Origin of the sequence: Bradyrhizobium sp. B117 (genome assembly GCF_038969555.1) — a bacterium.
Taxonomy (GTDB): domain Bacteria; phylum Pseudomonadota; class Alphaproteobacteria; order Rhizobiales; family Xanthobacteraceae; genus Bradyrhizobium.
Map to the genome: position 1 here is coordinate 2,824,983 of NZ_CP152414.1, position 13,792 is coordinate 2,838,774.

The window sequence follows — 13,792 nt, forward strand, 5'->3', positions numbered from 1 at the left end:
CGAGATCGCGGAGGCGAAATCCGGAACTGGTCAGCTCTCGCCGAGGTCCAGAATCGCATCGACAAAGGCTTGCGGAGCCTCCTGTGGCAGATTGTGTCCGATACCTCCCTTGATCGTTCGGTGCTCGTACTTTCCCAAAAACTTCTTTGCGTAGGCAGCCGGCTCCGGGTGTGGCGCGCCGTTGGCATCGCCTTCCATCGTGATGGTCGGAACCGTAATGACGGGTCCCGGGGCGAGTTTCCTTTCGAGATCCTCGTATTTCGGCTCGCCCTTCGCGAGGTCCATGCGCCATCGATAATTGTGGACGACGATCGCGACATGGTCCGGATTGTCGAAGGACTTCGCGGTCCGCTCGAAAGTGGCGTCGCTGAAATCCCATTTGGGCGAGGCTTGCTGCCAAATCAGCTTGGCGAAGTCATGTCGGTTCTTGTCGTAGCCTTCGCGGCCGCGCTCGGTGGCGAAATAGAATTGGTACCACCACTCCAACTCGGCCTGCGGGGGCAGGGGCATCTTGCCGGATTCCTGGCTCCCGATCAGATAGCCGCTCACTGAGACCATCGCCTTGCAGCGCTCCGGCCAAAGCACAGCGATGACGTTGGCGGTTCGAGCGCCCCAGTCGAAGCCGGCGAGTGTCGCTTTCTCGATCTTCAACGCGTCCATCAAGGAAATAACATCGACCGCGACCGCCGCCGGCTCGCCGTTGCGGACTGTCTCGCCGGAGAGAAAGCGAGTAGGGCCGTATCCCCGGAGATAGGGCACGATTACCCGATATCCATTTGACGCAAGCGCCGGAGCCACGTCGACGAAGCTGTAAATGTCGTACGGCCATCCATGCAGCAGAACGACGGCGGGACCGTTTTCCGGGCCCTCTTCGGCGTAGCCGACGTTGAGGATACCGGCATCGATCTGCCTCAAAGCCGCAAAGGACGTGTTGGCGCCCGCTTTGACTGGGCTTGCCGACCTGTTCCGGCCGGTCTCGGCGCCGTTTGAACCGGCGGGAAGGAAGGTTGCGGCGGCACCCGCGGCGGCAACGTACAGGATCCGACGACGATCAACTTCGAGGTGGTTCGACATGTTCAAACCCCCGTCTTTTTGGACATCACTGAGCTTCGCATCGAAGCCGGTAAAATGCCCGTTGTGTGTTGTTGGCGAACGCTAGCTCTTGTAAGTCCGGCCGCAGTGGTTGCGGCACTGACGGCCGAGCCGATCGGCGCCTGTTGCATCGTCATCCCAGATATCCGAAGGCCCCTCGGGAAGCTCGGCCTTTCCTCCGTGTCACCTGAGCGCGACCAAAAGCGCGGCTAGTGCGGTGGGCAACGACCAGGTCCATTCGCCCATGACGGAGATCGCCGCTGCGGCAATCGCGCATCCGAGCAGAAAGCCGAAGAGAAGATAGATCGATCTTTTCAATCGGCCGTCGTCCGCGCTCATCAGCGGGTGGCCGCGTGACACCGCATCCATGATGGAAAGGACGGTGTTGGCAAGGTTGCCGGTCATGACGGCCGTAGAGATCGCTCGAGGCAATGCCAGGCGAAGCAAGGCGTACTGACACGCCATGGCGGAAACCGCGATGAGGGCGGCGGTGGCGGCGAGGACTCCGTGAGGTTGGCTTGAGGGTTTCGCCACCACGCTGAATGCAAGAACAGCGGCAAGGAGGAGGAATTGTACCCCTAGGAGCAGCCGTACGAGTGGAGGGCCTTTTCGGTTGGAATATTCGGCTATCAGCCAGACCAGCGCCATCGCGACCATGAATACGGGAATCGCCAGTAGTTGCGCTGGGTTCACCGGGCCGCCGCGCACCACGACCGCGCTCCCGACGACGAGATTGCCCGTGATGTGTGCGGTGAAGATATTCCCCAGCATGAAAAAGCCCGTAAGGTCGACCATGCCGGCGATGACGCTCAGTACCGGCGGAAGTCGTTCCTGCATGCGGAGCAAGGTGGCTTCTTCGTCCGGTGTGACGACGGGCACCAGATCCGCTGCGGACTTTCGAGCGAATACCAGCATCTTCAACCCCTTTGAGCTTGGGCGCGCTGGTCGGCGAAGTAGTCGATGATCAGCTTCGGCACGATCAGGCCGAAGCTCATCGCCAGCACGACGGCGACGGCAGTCACCGCGTCGGCGATCGTGCCCCCGACCAGCTCCGAAGTGGCATGGGCCGTGTCGGCGATCTGCGTCAGCCCGCTCATCATCCTGAAGACGTAGACACCGGGTATCATCGAAACCACGGACGCGAAGCCGATCGCTGCGAACGGGAGATGCTGGCGCCGGGAGACAGGCGTGAGCAACGATCCGACCACGAGGCATGCTACGAGCGCCCCCGTCGCCACTCCGAAACCGAGCTCGCTGATCGCAGCCCAGCGAAGGGCATGGGCCAGCGTGCCGATCGCGACCGGCCAAGCCAGCATGTTCAACGGGGTGGAGAAGAATACGCTGTAGCAAGCTACTGCGACGCCAGCCGCGATGACGTCGAACCACAGTGGTACCGCCAGCCCGGGCGGGTCGATCGGCAGCGTTTCATTCGTCAGGGTGAGCCCCAGCAGCAGTCCGGTCGAGATGGCTAGTACGACGAGCCCGGCGTACATCAGCCGGGCCGCGCCGAGGTGAATGCGGCCCCTGATGAGGTCGATCGCGCCGTTGAGAATATGCGGCCCCGGAACCAGCACCATGCAAGGGCACACGACGACGAGACGGAGCGCGGTGCTCAACTGATAGCGCGCCGCCAATCCTCCGATGAGGCCGGCGAGCAACGCTGCGCAGAACGGCTGAACGAAGATGTTTGTGCTGACGCCGCCGAGGGCGCGGCGCAGCAGGCCGCCGGCGCCGGCGCTCGCGAAGATGACGAGCGCAGCAGGCATGTGCTGTATGCCGAAAATGATGGCCAGCGAGACCGCGCCGGCTGCCGCAGCCAGGGCAAAGAGCCACGCGGGTGCCGGCGGCGCTTTGGCGATGACCTCGATGCGCTTGCGCGCCGCTTCCGGCGACAGCCGGTCGGCCTCGATATCCGCCACCGCCTGCATCGCGGAAGCGACGCGATCCATGTCGACCCCGACAGGGTCGGCTGCCGCGTAGGAAATCGACCTGGTCCCGCCGCTCTCCTCATTCAATTGCAATTGGCCCCAGCGCGGCAAGAGCTCTGCCTTGACGCCGAGCTTCTTGCCGAGCCGCTGGATCGCGGCGACGATCTGGTCTGTCGCCTGGCCGTTCACGTAGAGGACCGTCGCGAACGCGAGGATCAGGTTGGAACGCTCCTCACTGGTCATGGCCCTTCTCTTGTCGCTATGCGGGAGATCGGGGACCGCCCGCGACCGGGACGGTCCCCGCCCGAGTACGTCCGTTCTTTAACCGGCGGCCGATGCCGTCGGCGCGGCCGCCACGTAGGGTTTTACCATCTTGGCGGGATCGACCACGCGGTTGAACTCTTCCTCGTTGACGAACCCGAGCTTGAGCGCCGCATCCTTGAGGGTGAGGTCGTTGTCCATCGCATAATGGGCGATCTTCGAGGCCTTATCGTAGCCGATCACGGGCGACAGCGCCGTCACCAGCATCAGGGAGCGGTCGACATACTCCTTGATCTTCTTCACGTTCGGCTTGGTCCCTTCCACGAGGAACTTGCGGAAATTCACGCAACCGTCGCTCAGAATCGTGATCGAGTGCGTGATGTTGAAGATCATCAGCGGCTTATAGACGTTCATCTCAAGATAGCCGCCGGCCCCGCCGAAGCCGACCGCGACGTCGTTCGCCATGGTCTGAACTGCGATCATGGCAAGCGCCTCGCACTGGGTAGGATTGACCTTGCCGGGCATAATCGAGGATCCAGGTTCGTTCTCCGGTATCAACAGCTCGGCAAAGCCCGCCCGCGGCCCACAAGACATCAGACGGATGTCGTTAGCGATCTTGTAGAGCGACACCGCAAGCGTGCGGATCGTGCCGGACAATTGCACCAGCGCGTCATGCGCGCCTTGCACGGTGAATTTGTTCGGCGCGGTCTGGAACGGCAGACCGGTAAGCTTGGCGATTTCGGCGGCGGCCGCTTCGGCAAAGCCGGGAGCCGAATTGATGCCGGTGCCGACGGCCGTGCCGCCGAGCGCCAATCGATAGACCCCTTGCAGGGCCGCTTCGATCCGTTCCAGATCGTCCGAAAGCATGCCGGCGTACCCCGACCATTCCTGGCCCAACGTCAGCGGGGTCGCGTCCTGCATGTGGGTGCGACCGATTTTGACGATGTCGTCCCACTCCCTCGACTTGGCGGCGATCGCGTCGCGCAGCGCCGTCACCGACGGAGTCAGGCGTTGTTTAACGTTCACTGCGGCGGCGATATTCATAGTCGAGGGGAAGGAATCGTTCGACGATTGCGCCATATTGACGTGATCGTTGGGATGGACAGGCCTATGGCTGCCTAGCGCCGTGCCCGCAAGCTGGCTGCACCGGTTGGAGATTACCTCGTTGACGTTCATGTTGAATTGAGTGCCGCTGCCTGTCATCCAGACATGAAGCGGGAACATATCGTGGTGCTGACCGGCCAGGATTTCGTCGCAGGTCTGGACGATCAGTTTGTACCTCGTGTCGTCCAGCCGCCCACTGTCACGATTGGCGATGGCGGCGGCCTTTTTCAGGATCGCATAGCCCGTAATCATCTCGCGGGGGATCAGATCGGTGCCGATGCTGAAATGCTCGAGTGACCGCTGGGTTTGCGCTCCCCATAATTTGTCAGCGGGTACCTCGACGACGCCCAAACTGTCGGTCTCTTTTCTGACTTCGGTCATGCGTTGTTCCTTCCCTTCGGTTACCTCGCTGCTCACGATGTTGCGGACACAAAGATCATGCGCTCGCCGCGTTTGACTGCGGCGATGGCGTGCCTGCGTTTCGCCCCGATGATACGCGCCAAATCCGGATGATTGCCCGTTGTGAGTTGTTTGAGAACGTTGACTCTTGCGAGTATTCGCGGACGGCGTGCACTCAGGAGGGTGGACCTTTGCTGCCCAGCTTGCGTGCCGCCGCTTGAAACTATATTTCTGTTGGCCGCAACGAAGGACTGACGTTCTTTCGTAGTGGCAATTGCGGCGACCGCCGGGAACGACGCATGTTCCGGAGATCCATCAGGCAGAAGATCGCTGGCATCGCCGCTGGATTGATCGTGCTTGCCGTGATCGCTTCACTGTTGTCCATGGTGTTGGCAAGCCGGGTCGGCCATCTGCTCGACGAGCTCACCAACCGCTACATCCCCGCCTATGGGCACCTCGCCCGCGTCAACATTCGCTCGCTAGAGCGCTCGCTTGCGCTCCGGCGCATGGTGATGGCGAAGATGCAGGCGCTGCCGGACGAGGTCGCATACTCGGCTGCGCGCAAGGCCTACGAAGATATCGATCCAGTCCTGATCGGAGAAGCGGCCGCCGCGCGAAAGCTGATCGATTCGATCATTCAGGATCCCGACACGCCATCGAACAAAGCCGAACTGGGCCGCATCGACGACCGGATCGACAACGCCATCAGCGACCTGCGCCGGCGCCTCGTCGAGGAGAACGCGACGCTACTGCGACAAATGAACGACGGCGATACAGCCGGCGTGAAGCAAACGATGGCTCGCACAGACCAGCTACGCGACGAGTTCCATGCCAGGATCGAATCCATCCGGACCGACATGCTGGCGCAAGTCGCAGCCGCCGCCAATAACGTGATGACTGCACAAAATCGCGCAATCGTCATCTCCGCAATCGTCACCGCCATCGCCGGCGTGCTCGGCTTCGTGTTCGCGATGCTCGTCGGCAGCGGCATCACGCGCCCGGTCATGCGGCTCCTGGAGGGCGCGCGCGAGGTCGAGGCCGGCCGGCTCGACGGCAGCATCACCATCACGACGCAAGACGAGATCGGCCAGCTCTCGGCCGCATTCAACCGCATGATCGAGACGTTGCGGCATAACCAGAGGATCCGCGAAACCTTCGGTCGCTACATCAATCCGCGGATCGCGGAGGGACTGCTCGAGCAGCCGGCGATCGCCGCGACGGAGGGGCAGCGCCGGCTCATGACGGTGATGTTCTGCGACATGAAGGGATTTACCAGCCTGAGCGAGGGCGTGACGCCGCGCGGCCTCGTCAAGATCATGAACCTCTATCTCGCGACCATGTCCGAGCCGATAAATGCCCAGGGCGGCATCATCGACAAGTATATCGGCGACGCGATCATGGCCTATTGGGGCGCCCCCTTCGTCGAGGAGGCCGAGCAGGCCGATCTCGCCGCGCTTGCCGCGCTCGACATGATCGGATGCGTCGCCGGTTTGCGGAAGGAGCTGCCCGAGCTCTTGGGGGTGCGCACGATCCCGACTGACTGCGACGTCCGCATCGGGATCGCGACAGGGGAGGCGCTGGTCGGCAGCATCGGGTCGCGGCTCATGATGAGCTACACCGTGCTGGGAGACACGGTGAACCTCGCTTCCCGCCTGGAGGGCGCCAACAAATTCTACGGCTGCCGCTGCCTTATCTCGGAGGCCACCGCCTCCGCTTGCGCCCATGCAATCGAGCTGCGCGAGATCGATCGCCTTGTGGCCGTCGGCCAGACGCAGTCTCAAGCGGTCTTCGAGATCATGGCGAGGAAGGGCGAGTTCACCTCGCAGCAGACCCTGCTGCGGCAGCATTACTCGGAAGGACTTGCCGCCTACCGCGAGCGCCGCTGGGATGATGCGACGCGAGCTTTCGCGGCGGCCCTCGATGCCGTGCCTGGTGATGGCCCGTCGATGACATTGATGGAGCGGGTAGACGCATACACGAAGACTCCGCCGGCGGCGGGTTGGGACGGAGCGTGGCAGATGGACCGTAAGTAGCGTCAAAGGGCGACCTGCGGATTCCTTTCGCCGCAACCGGCCCGGTCTATTTTGCACGATTGATGGAAGCGGTGGCCGAGAGTTTCTCTACGTACGGGGTAACATTACCGGGATTGCGCACGCCGGGATCCCGTAGGGTCGAAGATATAGGTGCGTCATGTTCGAAGGATGGGATGTAGTCGCGCTCGCCCGCGCACAATTCGCATTCACGATGTCGTTCCACATCGTTTTTCCCGCGTTCTCGATCGGGCTTGCGAGTTACCTTGCGGTCCTGGAAGCGCGGTGGCTTTTGACCGGACGCGAAGTCTTCCTCAACCTGTTCAACTACTGGCTCAAAATCTTTGCGGTCGCCTTCGGAATGGGCGTCGTGTCGCGTATCGTGATGGCCTACCAGTTCGGGACCAACTGGTCGGCTTTCGCCGACAAGACCGGCCCTGTGATCGGCCCGCTAATGGCCTATGAGGTGCTTACCGCGCTCTTCCTTGAGGCCGGCTTCCTCGGCGTGATGCTGTTCGGCCTCAAGCTCGTCGGCCCACGGCTGCATTTCCTGGCGACGCTGATGGTCGCGATCGGTACGCTGATCTCGGCGTTCTGGATTCTCTCCTCCAATTCCTGGATGCAGACCCCAACTGGCTATGCGGTGAACGCCGACGGCCAGTTCATTCCGGCCGATTGGTTCAAGGTGATTTTCCGTCCTTTCCATATCGCCTTGTGCACATGGTGCTGGCGGCCTACCTCACCAGATGCGCCGACACCCAGCAATGAAGCGCTCTCCTGGTGGGAGATTTCGCTGTAAGCAATTGATCTGTAATGATCGGATTTTGGCTCAGTTGGGACAATTCTTTTGAGAAATCAATGCCAGCAGCGTGTCTCTTCATCAGCGGGTCCCAGGTTCGAGCCCTGGTGCGCCCACCGAATAAAATCAATCACTTATAGCGATTGGGTATCAGAACGGGATTTTCAGTTGGACGATTTCGACGTCCAACCGACTGAGGTCGGCTCGGTTTTGCCAAGCGCATCCGTCGCTTCCTGGCCCGGCAGGGCACGGTGCAAAAAAGACCGCGCAGGCCCAGCGAGCGGGACCGACCGAACGTCGCAAAGCGACGCCAGAAGTGGCTTAACGACCAGCCCCGCTTGATTCCCAAGCGCCTCGTCTTCATCGATGAGACTTGGGCTTCGAGCAATATGGCCCGCTGCGATCACCAGGGTCGGCTGAGGGAAAAGCAGCAACGCTTCCCTGCTACCGCGGGGCCCGACAACTACGATTTCGAGGGCTTAATGGTAGTAGTTTGAGTGGAAGGTTTGTCTCTGAGAGATGGTGCTCTCTGTCCACTTCGACTGAGCTGAATCACACGAGCCGTCAGCTCACGCCGAAAGTGTCGGACCGCAAAGATGTTCAATGACCTTTGAAGCTCAGGGGCGACTGCCGGGCATGTCTCCCCTGAACCGGCGGCTGTTAACACAGCAACCTTCAGCTCTTCGGACCAGCGTCCCTCAGCGCATTCCAAGCAGCCTGGTTGGCCTTATCGAACGCTTTGCGGGATTCCGCTAGTGCAGCGCTCAGCACTGACCAGGAATCGCTTCCGGCCTGCTTCAGCTTCTGCAGGCGAGCTTCTGCCTCGGAGGCGTCGGCTTTCATCTGCTTTAGGGCGGCGTCGACGTCGCCCGTATGCGACGCGGCCACCTTGCCCGCCGCCTCACGGAACTTGTCCGCGGCCTCGCGCCAGGCCTTTGCCTGTGCGGCGGCGATGTCCTTAAACGTCACCTGCTGCTGCTCGATCTGTTTGCCGGCGCTTTCGAAATAGGTCTTCATCTGTGCCTCGAAGCCGTTCCATTGTTTCTCGAGCTCCGTCCTGCTGCGTACCCATGCCGCTTCGCCGACTTCGACTTGCGTCTTGAGCTGCGCCTGAAATTCGTCGCGGCGCTTCTTCAGATCGCCGATAATCTGCTCGGCTTTGACCTTGGATTCGGCCTTGGCCTCGCCGGCCTTGACCTCGAACGAGGCGAGGGCGGCATCCATCTCGTCGATGCGCTCCTTGGCCCAATTCAGGTAAAAATGCATGCTGCTCTGCTCTGACATGATCGTCTCCATTGGCTAAATTGAATGATCTCCGAGCTCGGCTTTGCTCGTATTGACTTGGGTCAACTGCCTCATCGCTTGCTGCCGCGTCCTCAGGCCGCGAGATAGGGAAAAAGCGCTGCCCTGTCGGCCTTGGTCGTTGGCCGAGTGCGCGGCGGCCCGGAAACAATCGGCGCATAGAAGTCGCTCGGAGCGATCAACTCGGCATCGTGGGGCAGTACATCTGAACTAAAGGTCTCCTCGCGCACGCGCAGGGCGTTGGCCAGCTCGTTTTCTCCCGTAGGATCGAGCTGGAAAGCGCGCCTGGTCTCGTCTCGGTTGGCATCTTTGAGAGAAGGCATGATCCAAAGCTCCGTGGATTGAGCGGCTATACACTGTCCAGCCTCCATCCATCGAGAGGTTGGCTCCCGTGATCTGAGCGGCATCGTCGCTGCACAGGAATAGCGCGAGCGAAGCAACCTGCTCGACGGTGACGAATTCCTTGGTCGGCTGCGCGGCGAGTAGGACATCGCCGATGACCTCGTCCCTCCGCATGCGACGAGCCGCCATCGTGTTTGGAATTTGCCTTTCCACGAGCGGCGTCCAGACGTAGCCGGGGCTGATGCAGTTGCAGGTGATCTTCGAGCGGGCGAGTTCCAGCGCGACCGTTTTGGTAAGGCCCGCGATGCCGTGCTTCGCGGCGACATAGGCCGACTTGAAGGGCGAGGCGACTAAGGAATGTGCCGAGGCCGTGGTGATGATGCGGCCCCAGCCGCGCTTCTTCATGCCTGGTGCCGCCGCGCGGATGGCATGGAAGGCGGCGGACAGGTTGATGGCGATGATCGCATCCCACTTCTCGGCGGGAAAGTCCTCGATCGGCGAAACGTGTTGGATGCCGGCGTTGTTGACCAGGATGTCATCGCTGCCGAACGTCGCTTCGCCGAGAGCGATGAGCTCGGCAACCTCGCTCGGCTTCGTCATGTCCGCGGGCGAGTAGATGGCCCTAACCGCGAAAGCGCGCTCGATCGCAGCGCGTTCATTCTCGATATCGGCGGGCGCGCCCATGCCATTCATTACGACATCGGCGCCGGCCCTGGCGAAGGCCTGGGCGCAGGCGAGGCCAATGCCGCTGGTCGAGCCGGTGACGACAGCCGTCTTACCGTTCAGAATTCCCATCTCGTACACTTTCCTTGTAACATACCAATCAGCGCGGCGCGCATTTTGACTTAGAAGACCAGAGCTCTCTCGCCGGTTCGTATCGAGCCGCGAGCCGGCTGGTGCAGATAGTCGTGCACCACCGTCCCGAGACCGAGCGTGAGGTCGGCGCGGATGTGGACGGCTGAGACGATCTCCAGGACCGGCAGTTCGGCGACCGGCGCCAAGGCGTGTGGCGTCAGGGCCAGGGCCGCCGGTCCGGTCCATGCACCTTTCAGCACGATGTCTTCGAGATGATATTGAACTAGCTCGCAGATGCGTGGGCTGCCGTCGACGTGCGGGATGATCTTGAGCAGGAAGTTCGGCTCGTTGAGCCCAGCCTTGACCTTCGCCAGATCGGCCTCGCGGTGCTTGTAGCCCATTGTCCCCGTGGCGACCCGGAGCGGGCCGTAATCCAGTGTGCCGATCAGCGTGTCGATCTCGGTCCGCAACGTCGGCTGCGCGAGCTTCTTCGGAAAGCCCCACAGCTCGCGTCCGCCCGCAATGGGTCCTTCGTCGTTGAGGAACATGCAATGAGTGTAACTGCCCTTGCGCCCGCGGAGCGAGACGGGGATGACCTGTCCGCTTTCCGTATAGTCGCCAAAGCCGTTGGAATCGGGCATCCGGATGAACTCGTATTTGACGAGTGCCTCTCGCTCGTCGACCTCGAGCGGCCCCGGAACCACTGCCCGGAGCTTGGCCGGATCGGTGCGATAGGTGATGATCAGGTACTCGCGATCGACGAACCGATACGGCCCGGGCGGATAGGCCGGGCTGGTCAGCGGCATGGCGAAAGCACGTTGTTTCACATCAGTCTCGCGCATTTGCGTTATCTCCAGGCGAAGAGGTTCGGTTACTCGCGGCCGTCATGTTCGAGATCGAAGGTGAAGACCCCGTCAGGGCTCGAAGGCCGAGCGAGCACCTCGGGATGGCGCAAGGTGCGCAATGCGTCGTGGTAGCCGGCGCGCCAATGATCCTGCATCGACAGCCGCGAGAACTCGTAGTCCTTGGAATGCCCCTCGTGATTGCGCGCGCGATAGATCAGATGGACGATGCAGTAGACGTTCCGCGAGACCGCCGTACTGAGCAGCTTCACGTTCTCATGCTGACTGAGATCGTCGGGCAGCCTCCCCAGTAGATCCGTGAGTGCGCGCCGCAGGCGCTGCACATGCTTGAACTGGTCGGTGCTGGCGCGCGTGCGGCTCGAATACTGAATTTCCTTGTGCCGCGTGACGACCTCAGCCATGTTGCGGGGAAGCTGACCGCGCGCACTCCAGAGGTCGACCTGGAATGCGAGCATGTCCTGCGGGGCATCCGATTCGATCACCCATTGCAGCGGTGTATTGGAGACGAGACCGCCGTCCCAATAGTGCTCGCCCTCGATCTCCACCGCCGGAAAGCCCGGCGGCAGCGCGCCGCTCGCCATGATGTGCTCGGGCCGGATCGTATGGGTCGTGTTGTCGAAATAGACGAAATTTCCGGTTCGGACGTTGACCGCTCCGGCGCTGAAGCGCGTCAGCCCGGCATTGATACGATCGAAGTCAACCAGGCGCTCCAGCGTGGTCTTGAGCGCGCGCGTGTCATAGATGCTGGTCGCATCGCTGGCTCCGCCGGGCTGCAGCCAGGGCAGGACGGGGCGGGCGGAGAAGAATCCTGTGGCGCCACACGTGGCCGCCAGACCGGCGCTCATCTGGTTGATGAGGTTGCGCGTATTGTCGCTCCGCGTCCAATCCAGGAAAGGATTGCCGGACCAATCCCAGGGCGCGGTCGAGGTGACCTGGGTCCAAAAATCGCGCAGGCGGTCAACACGGGACTCGGGTGGATTGCCGGCGATGATGGCGGCATTGATGGCTCCGATCGAGATGCCAGCAACCCAGTCGGGATGAATGCTGGCTTCGGCCAGGGCTTCATAGACGCCGGCCTGATAGGCGCCGAGCGCACCGCCGCCTTGCAACAGCAGCGCGATGCAGTCGAAAGGAAGCTGCCGTTGTGCGGATGAGAGCTGTGATCGAGGCTGGAAGTTCATGGCGTATGTGCTCTTTGAGTGCTGATGAATATGCTCGTGTTAATGCCGACTCGCGTCTTGCTTTCCGGCATTTGGAGGCTCGAGCAGCACCTCTTTCAAATGGTCCCCGGAGGCGACGACGATCACGAAGTTGAGTTTGCCATCCTGTCGGATCAGTCCGCCGGCCAGCGCGCTGCCGGCCGCCGCTTTCTCGGCGACCTCTACGGCATCCGACAATTCCGGCTTGATCCATTTCAAGGCGACGATGTTGGCGAGGTCTTCCCGATCGAGCTCCTTCAGCGACGACGCCGTCTCTTTGCCCGTGATACTTCCGGTATTTGCGTCGATGGCGTTCTCCCACACGTGCTCATTCCGGATCGTGCGAACGCGGTAGACGGGCGGGCCATCGATCTCGAAGCTGATGTTGGCCGTCTTCGAGCCGTCATGCAGGCGCTCCGCGATCGTCATTGCCCGGCTGAGCGGGATGCGGGTGGTGCGGAACTCTGTGAGCACGCGGCGGATAACTGCCTCTTCGGCCTCGCTTTGCGCAGTGGAGGTTCGGGCGCCCGCACCCGCGGGATTCTGGACATCAGCGACGGCGGCGGTCGCGGTGAGCGTGGCGGACCACATCATCAGGGCAAACAAATGCTGCTTCGACATTGAATTAATCTCGGTCTGGTTGGTCAATCGCCTGCGACGGGCGTGTGAGCGACGACGATCTCCTTGTCGGAGAGCGTGGGCAGCGACTGATTGGTTTCGATCACGACGCGATCCGGCCCCTTCACGTCGGAGTGGATGCGGATCGGAGGCCGCGCAGGATCCGGTTCAGTGAAGCGGCTTGGCAGTTGGGCCGGGAGCATCCAACCGGTCGCCCAAAGCAAGCAGAGCAGGGCGCCTCCGACCGACAAAAAATAGCCGCGCAAGGGAAGGGCGGTGTCGGTCGATCGGCTCGCGCGCATGAGCATGGCGGATCGTCGGCTCATGGCGTGCGGCTCCTGAAAACGGAATCTGTCCGTATCATCGTCAGATGCTCCAGGGACGCGGACGCCGGCGCGCACGTTCGGCATCGAGATAGCCGCGCTCGTCGAGTCATTCGGTCGGACAATAGGCTGCGGCGTTGGGATCAATCGTGAATCCGTCACGCTGGAGCGCTGCCCGTGTTCCGGTCATACCAGTCCACACGACCTCGCCGCTGGTCGGCTCCACTTCCATTCCATCAAAGACTTCGATGAAGTTCAGCATCTCGGGTCAGTCGTCCTTCACGCCGTGTGCGTGAGGCGGTCGATTTCGTCGGGCGCAACGCCCCTGCGCGCGAGTTCGGACTCGATCACGTCGAACACGCATTCGACCGGCGCGATCCAGATGTTGACCCAGTAGATGATGCAGTCGCGGGCGATCAGCAGAGCCGGTGTCATGCGACTGTCCTCCGATCCAGTCGAACGATGCTGGTCTGGCGTGTGGCGAGCGTATGAGCCCACGCGATCATCGCGATCGTGATGCCGAGCAGCAGGCTCAGAGCCACGAGGCACACGGCGACAATCACGTTCAGCGATGCGGCGGCGAGGCCGGGCAACGGATTTTCGCGCATCAACGCGAACAGCACGGTTGACATTCTCCGTCTCCTTAATAAAATACACCGTATAGTTCATATAAATCACGCGCCATGGCCGAAGTCAAGACGAGTGCGTCACAAGCGCGTGTGATCAAGGCGGCGAGG

The 13,792-nt window shown here is 61.8% G+C and carries 13 protein-coding genes and 2 pseudogenes; 2 read left to right on the forward strand and 13 right to left on the reverse strand.

Features of this window, described 5'->3' with window-relative positions:
* Positions 1 to 30: 30 nt before the first annotated feature.
* From AAFG16_RS13845 to fumC, 4 genes are all read right to left on the reverse strand, one after another.
* Entirely contained in the window at positions 31 to 1,074 is a 1,044-nt protein-coding gene (locus AAFG16_RS13845) for an alpha/beta hydrolase (protein WP_342739471.1), read from the reverse strand.
* Between the two features lie 201 nt (positions 1,075 to 1,275).
* Positions 1,276 to 2,007 (reverse strand): DUF1275 family protein, encoded by a 732-nt coding sequence (locus AAFG16_RS13850; protein WP_342739472.1) that lies wholly within the window; start codon positions 2,005 to 2,007, stop codon positions 1,276 to 1,278.
* Positions 2,008 to 2,009: 2 nt separating this feature from the next.
* The gene (locus AAFG16_RS13855; RefSeq protein WP_342739473.1) at positions 2,010 to 3,263 is read right to left on the reverse strand and encodes a threonine/serine exporter family protein; all 1,254 of its coding nucleotides are present in this window, start codon (positions 3,261 to 3,263) and stop codon (positions 2,010 to 2,012) included.
* A 78-nt stretch (positions 3,264 to 3,341) separates the two neighbouring features.
* Positions 3,342 to 4,766 carry a class II fumarate hydratase gene (gene fumC / locus AAFG16_RS13860; RefSeq protein ID WP_283085032.1) on the reverse strand — a complete coding sequence of 475 codons (1,425 nt, stop codon included), beginning with the start codon at positions 4,764 to 4,766 and terminating at the stop codon, positions 3,342 to 3,344.
* Positions 4,767 to 5,083: 317 nt separating this feature from the next.
* On the opposite strand from fumC, the gene AAFG16_RS13865 reads away from it, so the two are divergent.
* Both AAFG16_RS13865 and AAFG16_RS13870 read left to right on the forward strand, forming a co-directional pair.
* Positions 5,084 to 6,817, forward strand: coding sequence for an adenylate/guanylate cyclase domain-containing protein (locus tag AAFG16_RS13865; RefSeq protein ID WP_342739474.1), 1,734 nt, complete (start codon positions 5,084 to 5,086; stop codon positions 6,815 to 6,817).
* Between the two features lie 157 nt (positions 6,818 to 6,974).
* Positions 6,975 to 7,558: pseudogene (locus tag AAFG16_RS13870) on the forward strand (cytochrome ubiquinol oxidase subunit I); the annotation flags it as partial.
* Between the two features lie 730 nt (positions 7,559 to 8,288).
* Here the strand turns inward: AAFG16_RS13870 and AAFG16_RS13875 are convergent.
* From AAFG16_RS13875 to AAFG16_RS13915, 9 genes and pseudogenes are all read right to left on the reverse strand, one after another.
* The gene (locus AAFG16_RS13875; RefSeq protein WP_342739475.1) at positions 8,289 to 8,897 is read right to left on the reverse strand and encodes a hypothetical protein; all 609 of its coding nucleotides are present in this window, start codon (positions 8,895 to 8,897) and stop codon (positions 8,289 to 8,291) included.
* Between the two features lie 375 nt (positions 8,898 to 9,272).
* Positions 9,273 to 10,052, reverse strand: a pseudogene (locus AAFG16_RS13880) (3-hydroxybutyrate dehydrogenase); the annotation flags it as partial.
* A gap of 50 nt (positions 10,053 to 10,102) precedes the next feature.
* Positions 10,103 to 10,894, reverse strand: coding sequence for an acetoacetate decarboxylase (locus AAFG16_RS13885; RefSeq protein WP_342739476.1), 792 nt, complete (start codon positions 10,892 to 10,894; stop codon positions 10,103 to 10,105).
* Between the two features lie 29 nt (positions 10,895 to 10,923).
* The gene (locus AAFG16_RS13890; RefSeq protein ID WP_342739477.1) at positions 10,924 to 12,096 is read right to left on the reverse strand and encodes a DUF3734 domain-containing protein; all 1,173 of its coding nucleotides are present in this window, start codon (positions 12,094 to 12,096) and stop codon (positions 10,924 to 10,926) included.
* A gap of 39 nt (positions 12,097 to 12,135) precedes the next feature.
* Positions 12,136 to 12,735, reverse strand: a complete 600-nt coding sequence (locus AAFG16_RS13895) for a PepSY domain-containing protein (protein WP_342739478.1) — start codon at positions 12,733 to 12,735, stop codon at positions 12,136 to 12,138.
* 23 nt (positions 12,736 to 12,758) lie between these two features.
* Positions 12,759 to 13,040 (reverse strand): hypothetical protein, encoded by a 282-nt coding sequence (locus AAFG16_RS13900; protein WP_342739479.1) that lies wholly within the window; start codon positions 13,038 to 13,040, stop codon positions 12,759 to 12,761.
* Between the two features lie 124 nt (positions 13,041 to 13,164).
* Entirely contained in the window at positions 13,165 to 13,317 is a 153-nt protein-coding gene (locus tag AAFG16_RS13905) for a hypothetical protein (RefSeq protein ID WP_342739481.1), read from the reverse strand.
* A 17-nt stretch (positions 13,318 to 13,334) separates the two neighbouring features.
* On the reverse strand, positions 13,335 to 13,490 hold the full coding sequence (locus AAFG16_RS13910) for a hypothetical protein (protein WP_342739482.1): 156 nt from the start codon (positions 13,488 to 13,490) through the stop codon (positions 13,335 to 13,337).
* On the reverse strand, positions 13,487 to 13,687 hold the full coding sequence (locus tag AAFG16_RS13915) for a hypothetical protein (RefSeq protein ID WP_283085042.1): 201 nt from the start codon (positions 13,685 to 13,687) through the stop codon (positions 13,487 to 13,489). The genes AAFG16_RS13910 and AAFG16_RS13915 overlap by 4 nt, the downstream gene beginning before the upstream one ends.
* Positions 13,688 to 13,792 lie beyond the last annotated feature (105 nt).